The sequence below is a fragment of the Acinetobacter thutiue genome, from assembly GCF_030385805.1.
Classification (GTDB): Bacteria; Pseudomonadota; Gammaproteobacteria; order Pseudomonadales; family Moraxellaceae; genus Acinetobacter; species Acinetobacter corruptisaponis.
Genome location: NZ_JAUDZE010000014.1, coordinates 46,974 through 53,515, shown reverse-complemented (window position 1 = coordinate 53,515; position 6,542 = coordinate 46,974). Strand labels below are relative to the sequence as shown.

Annotated in this window: 4 protein-coding genes and 2 pseudogenes; 2 read left to right on the top strand and 4 right to left on the bottom strand. The window is 33.1% G+C overall.

The window, feature by feature from the left end:
- Nucleotides 1-129: 129 nt before the first annotated feature.
- A pseudogene (locus tag QTA56_RS17530) lies at nt 130-620 on the top strand (IS5 family transposase); the annotation flags it as partial.
- A 15-nt stretch (nt 621-635) separates the two neighbouring features.
- Here QTA56_RS17530 and QTA56_RS17525 read toward each other — a convergent pair.
- From QTA56_RS17525 to QTA56_RS17515, 3 genes and pseudogenes are all read right to left on the bottom strand, one after another.
- Nucleotides 636-1,460 (bottom strand): annotated as a pseudogene (locus QTA56_RS17525) (alkaline phosphatase); the annotation flags it as partial.
- Nucleotides 1,461-1,608: 148 nt separating this feature from the next.
- Nucleotides 1,609-2,508 carry a ParB/RepB/Spo0J family partition protein gene (locus tag QTA56_RS17520; RefSeq protein WP_043972778.1) on the bottom strand — a complete coding sequence of 300 codons (900 nt, stop codon included), beginning with the start codon at nt 2,506-2,508 and terminating at the stop codon, nt 1,609-1,611.
- 18 nt (nt 2,509-2,526) lie between these two features.
- A complete protein-coding gene (locus QTA56_RS17515) occupies nt 2,527-3,303 on the bottom strand; it encodes a ParA family protein (protein ID WP_004942653.1) in 777 nt (258 codons plus the stop codon).
- A gap of 913 nt (nt 3,304-4,216) precedes the next feature.
- Here QTA56_RS17515 and QTA56_RS17510 point away from each other — a divergent pair.
- Nucleotides 4,217-5,389, top strand: a complete 1,173-nt coding sequence (locus tag QTA56_RS17510) for a replication initiation protein (protein ID WP_004637173.1) — start codon at nt 4,217-4,219, stop codon at nt 5,387-5,389.
- A gap of 268 nt (nt 5,390-5,657) precedes the next feature.
- On the opposite strand, the gene QTA56_RS17505 is transcribed toward QTA56_RS17510, so the two are convergent.
- The gene (locus QTA56_RS17505; RefSeq protein WP_058971439.1) at nt 5,658-6,506 is read right to left on the bottom strand and encodes a hypothetical protein; all 849 of its coding nucleotides are present in this window, start codon (nt 6,504-6,506) and stop codon (nt 5,658-5,660) included.
- Between the last annotated feature and the right edge of the window lie 36 nt (nt 6,507-6,542).

The window sequence follows — 6,542 nt, the reverse complement described above, 5'->3', positions numbered from 1 at the left end:
CAATACCAGCGCACAGCCCAAAGAATGATTTCGCCCTGAAAATGCCGACCATGGAAAGGATTCATATGCTGCACCTTTAGCTAAAACAGTCTTCAGCTTACCATTCGTGGTTATTTGCAACAGTGCCATTTGGAATACGCCATGATTGATGGAACGATTGTTAAAGTTCATCGACATGGGCAAGGTGCAAAAGGGGGACTTTCAAACAGTCTATAGGTAAATCTCGAGGTGGAATGACCTGTAAAATTCTTGCCTTAGTGGATAGTCTAGGCAACCTCATTAAGTTTCGATTAATGCCTGGTCAATATCACGATTTAGTAGAAACCAAACCTTTAATTGAAGATGTTGATTTTCAAGCATTACTAGCGGATAAAGCATTTGATGCAGATTGGCTCATCCAAGAACTCAATGAACGTAAAGTGAAAGTGGTGATCCCACCCAAATCTAATCGAAAAGTAATGAGAGCATTTGATACGACTATGTATAAATGGCGTCATCTCATTGAAAACTATTTCTGTAAGTTAAAAGAATTTAAACGTATAGCGATGCGTAGTTGTAAAACAGATACGAGTTTTGAAGCCATGATTCAATTGTGCGCGAGTGTAATTAACTCTCGGTAATTCTCAACAGACCCTAAACAAACCCAATAATTTTTCATTCTTTCCTAACTTCATCTGGGAGAGTTGAGTTTGATCATAGACCACTCGATAGCCTGCTTGTTGCATTTCTGCGATCAAATTCCGTTGGTCTATCCGTTCTCCCCCTTGATCTTTCGGCAGAAATTGACGCTTACCCCCGCCTAGAATCACATCAACCCCATCTTTTAATTTGACGTTATAACGCTGATAGGTATCACCTTGCGAACTTGGTACTAATTGGGATGCTATGTCATTTTCAGCATCACGATGACAAATATGGGCATAAGTCGATGCTGGTGTAGCATGCGTAATGCGAGTTGTCGTGACTACACCTGTACCCCAACCTTGTGCCTTGGCCAATTCGAGTAAAGTTTGGGTGTCTTGCTTATTCTGGTTCTGAGGATTGGTTCCACATTGATGGTTTCCAGCCTGATCTGGTTCTACTGCAATTGTTCCAGTCTGCATGGATATCACTTCATTTTTCATTTTTACACCTGTCATATAAGCACCCATCGATGGTGCGCTATCTGTAACCTGTGCATCTTCTGAGAAAGTACGAACAAATGCTGACTCTGGAAGTTGATCTATCGGCAGTTGCCCGTCTTCACCAACAGCATAGATTCGTGCAGCTGTTAGTGTCGTGATACCCATTCCATCTCCCAAGAAAAAAACCACACGTTGAGGCTGTTTTGATGGTTGTACTGAAGTAGAAGTTGATTGAACTAAAGCAGGACTTTGACAGCCCATCAAAATAACTGTGCCCAAACTACAGCATGCCAAACTCATTAATTTTTTATTAAATTTTTTCTTATGCCAAAGCATTGCATCGACTCATCTTAGGATGGTCGAAAAATACGCTTTAAATATTCAATTTAAATGACAAATTTATGAAAATATTATTATGACTACTTATATAAATTTTCCTAATTGCAAAAAATAGTGTAGCAAGTTGCTACACTATTTTTTTACTTTATTTTTCTAACATTCTTTTTAGGAAAGCTTCTAATTCTTTTAAATTTTGATCATCAAATTGTCCGATTTTTAAAGATACCTTTAATGTATTATGGTCAAATTTGATATTACCAGCAACTTTCCCATCATATTCAATTTTATGTACAATTGAAGTTTGAATTACTTCTTTCGTTTCTCTTGACTTAAAGATTTTTTCAGCTAGTGATGCCAGTTTTGTCTGTTCAACTTCTTTTTTAAGCAATTTTGACCATGCTTCAAATAATGCTTCTTTAGCATTTTCATGGTTTTCTTCATGATCTGATAGAAATTTTTTCACTGCTGTAGCAGCGGTCCGTGCTAATAATGACGGCTGTTTTTCCAAATCTTCAATCAACTCTCCAGGTAATTTTTCAAAAGATAAATATTTATACATATCTTCACGATTCATACCTAATGACTTTGCTAACTTCTGCTTATTTTTTTTTAATTTTTCATCCAAAGAAGTTAATCCAACATATATTTCATAATCTGTCAGATCTTCTCGCTTTAAATTTTCAGCTAATGTTAATAAAGCAACTTCTTCATCCGATGCATCAATAATGATTACTTCAATGGTGTTCTTATTGAGAAATTGGTGGGCTTTCAATCGTCTTTCACCAGCAATCAACTCATATTTATCATTTATTCTACGAACTGCAATTGGTTGTAATAGCCCAATTTCCTCAATTGATGCTGCTAAATCTTTAATATCTTGTTGATTAAAGAGTTTTCGAGGCTGGTTAGGGCTAGCCTGAATATCTGTAATTTGTACATTACGTCTTAGCTCTTTGACATCATTAATATGCTCCTTTTGGGCATGTTGATGCTTTTGAGTATTTTGCTGAAGACGTTTAGCCAATAGCTCTTTATTACTTACCATAGTATTTCCAGAATTATATTATCCGACACGCTGAACAATTTCTTGTGCTAAAGTTTCAAAAGCTTTTCGAACTTTTGAGTTTTTATCAACAGATAATAAAGGTTGTTGCAAAATTGCAGCTTGATTAACTTTAGTGCTCATTGGAATTGTGGTATGCAATAATTCTCCAACTTGATTAAATGCTTCATCTTTTATTAATTTACATACATTCTGACGCTCATCATGTTTAATTAATAAAGCACCTAAGAGTTCTAACTCAGGGTTAACTCTTCTAATTTTACTTAAATGATTAATTAAATCAGTAACACCATAGAGACCGTATTGTGAACCAGATTCAATTGGAACAATAACATGTGTCGAAGCGGCTAAAGCATTGCTAGTTAATAATTTTAAGCTCGGAGGGCAATCAATAAGAATGTAGTCATATAATCCTTCTAGAATTTCCAATTTATTTGAAAGTTCCTCGGTTGGTCTTGGTGCATCATCTTTCAATTGATCTTCAGTTTTACCAAGAGTTAATGAGCCATATATTAAGGAAACATTTTTAAATTTTGTTTCTTCTTCTAATGCTTCTGATAATAAACTTATATCACCAATGAGTAATTCCGCTGATGTAGTTTCAACTTCGCTAGGGTGTCTTAATCCTATATGTAAACTTGCATTTGCTTGTGGATCCAGATCAATTACTAAGACCTTATTTCCTAATTCAGCAAGTTCTGAAGCAAGATGTACTACAGTAGTTGTTTTCCCGCAACCACCTTTATGATTAGCTACAGCAATGATTTTAGTTGACATATTTGTCTTAAGGAATTTACTTTGATTTCATTTAATATAAAGATATTTGTAGCAACTTGCTACAGTTCCTTTGTCATATTTTTATCTTTTGAATTCAAAAGATGTGGAAAAAACATTTCTTAACTTTTTTTAAAAATATAGCTAGCTAATTTTAATTAGTATTAATTAGTATTAATTAGTTAATTATAATTAGACAAATTTTATTTTTTTAAAAACAAATAGATAGAATTTTTAAAGTGGAAGGCGTGTCACTAATAAGTGGAAGACCTGTCATTGATAAGTGGAAGCCCTGTCACCTTTAAGTGGAAGGTTTGTCACTAATAAGTGGAAGGTCTGTCACCGATAAGTGGAAGGTTTGTCACTATGGTGGAAGACTTGTCATTGTGATTTATTTTAATGTGGATTTTTTAATTTAAAACAATATAATTCAACTGCTTGTGATGTTGATAAGTTTGTTTTTATTGAAATAAAGGTGGAAGACTTGTCATTAGATGTTTTTTATTCTGTGGATAAACTATTTGTATAAAATTTAATTGATAACATGATGTTTAATAGTCAAGAATATCGGAATGGTGGAAGGCTTGTCACTTTAACAGTGGAATATGTGTTGATTAATTCCACTTTAGTGGTGCTGTAGGCTATTCCTATTTTCAAATTGATTGCTTTAGCGATACGGATGAATTATCAAAGGTGGAAGAATTGTCACTTAAAAGTGTTTAATTTTATATTAATTCCACCATAAGACTAGATAGTATCAAAATTGCACTTTAATAGTGACACTTCTTCCACTCTTAAGGTGTTTGATGGGCATAAACTGAGTTAATTTAATGTAAGGAAGAGAAAATAGTGAGCGGTTTGCATCTTCTTCCACTTTTGTGTATAACATGTAGAAAATATTTTAATCTTTCCACTTATGAGCAATCACAACGAACCAGAAGAATTAGAACATCTACCTTATTGTATTGGTAATATTCGACATAATGGAGTAGTTAGCACTAGTAACCGTCTGATTAGACCAATTGAATTATCATCTAATGAGTATAAAGCTCTACTTTATGCGATGGCTGTTGCGAATTATGGTGAAAAGAATAATCAAGATCGTGAAATTACAGAGCAAACTTATATATATTTGCATAAAGATGATTTAGGCGAACTATTAGGATTAGATAAAAAGAATTCCATTAATGTTGCTATTGATCGTATTTATAAAGAATTATCATCACGAGTAGCCCATTTTGTAATTGAAGAGTCCGTGGATGATAATAAGCGTAAAGTTAAAAAAGTACACTCAGTAGTACCAATTATTCGTGAACTCCGTTGGGAAGATGATGCTAAAAATGCTTTGCAGATACGTTTCACCAGTGAAGTACTTCCATATTTTACTCGTTTAGCAAATGGAAATTTTACAACCTATCAATTGAAAGATTTATTTGCTTTGGACTCTGTCACCAGTATGAGTTTGTATTCATACTTTATCAAAAATGAATTTAAGTATGCTAATCAAGATTCTTATGAGGTTGAACTTTCACTTGAGAATATCAAAGCATTAATTGATATTGGGGAGAAAAAATACGATCGTTGGGTTGATTTTAGACGATACGTTTTAGACAAAATTATTGAAGAAATTAATGAAAGGACTAGTCTTCAATTAGAATACGATACCATCAAGAAAGGTCGACCTATTGTCGGAGTTCGATTTAAAATTCTTAATAGGCATGCCACTGAAGTTGTTGTATCTAATACTAATGATAAGACTCAAATCTATTTAGATGTCAATTTTGATGATAATGCGCTTGTTAAAGAATTAGGTGCGAAGTTCGATATGACCGTAAGGTCTTGGTACATCTATGCGAACGACCCAAATTATAAACAGTTTAGTAAGTGGTTTAAGACAGAAGGGTGCTTAACTGAATCTCAAGCAAATGTGATAGTTAATGATATTATGTTCCAAATGGATTTTGCTGTAGCTGGCAGTTCAATGAGTGAATTTAAGAAAGAAATGAAATATAAATTAAAAAATAATCCAAATTTTGTAAAAGAAAATAGAAAACGATTGAATGAAATATTTGGAAAAGAAGTTATATGACAGTGTAGCAACTTGCTACACTGTTTACGATAATGTGTAAAATAAGTTTGATATCAGTTTAGGTTATATTTTGATAGCTAATTAATAGACCTATGAACTCATAATCCGTTGGTCGACAGTTCAAGTCTGTCTGGGCCCACCATATAAAACAACCACTTACGTGTACTAATCGTAAGTGGTTTTTTGATTTTAAAAAATTAGTAAGCGTATGGTAAGCAAAATAAATCAACTATAAATCATTGGTTATTTTTATCGATTAACAATAGGCTTACTCTAAATAGTGCAGCTCTATAAATTTTTTCTTAAATTCATCCATTGATTGTTGCATTCGGACGAAACGTTTCATTTTTCTTACTTTAATAATCGTTTCTTTTATTTCACTATGAGATATTAACTCTATCCAATTTGTAATAGTTGATTGATTCGGTTGTCGTATATGCAAGAATAGTAAATCCAACAGATAGACAGAACACCATCGAAGGTTATCCAAAATAAACTGAATATTCTGTGTTAAAAACTTGTGTACATTGTTGGCTTGCTCAAATTTTAATTCGTATATACATTTGTAATAGCTATATACGATATATCCAACAAAATCCAAAAAATTTACAAGCATGAAGAATTGAGGCTTTCCCTCCCACTGTCTCCAAATATCACCTGCATTAGATTGAGTTAAATCCATAGGAAGTTTTTTAAGTAAAAAATCTAAATTTTTTTTAGGTAGGGTTGCATAGAATATTTTTAGATCTTCATGTGTTGGAAATCTTTCAAGTAATTTCCAAATAGGATGTTGAAAGTAGACAGATGATTCAGGAATTTTTACCTCGCAAATCTCAAGCGTACTTTTATTTGGTGCAGTTGTGCCTAAACTATATTTATACCAAATGGCTGACTCTTGTTGGTCAAAAAATTCTGAGACTCTATTCGCATTCGCTATAAAAAGTAAATTTTCTGTTTCGGTTGGATCAGGCCCTAATCGAAAGTCCTTATTAATTTCAACAGCGATTCGACGTTTTATACTCACGTTACTACTTATATTTTCATACCAAATAATGGTTCTTAGGTAGTTAATGGCATTTTTTCGTATACGAGACGTTTTGATTTCATTCATGATCATGATTTATGGTCAATTGTCAACTTAAGCAAATAAACT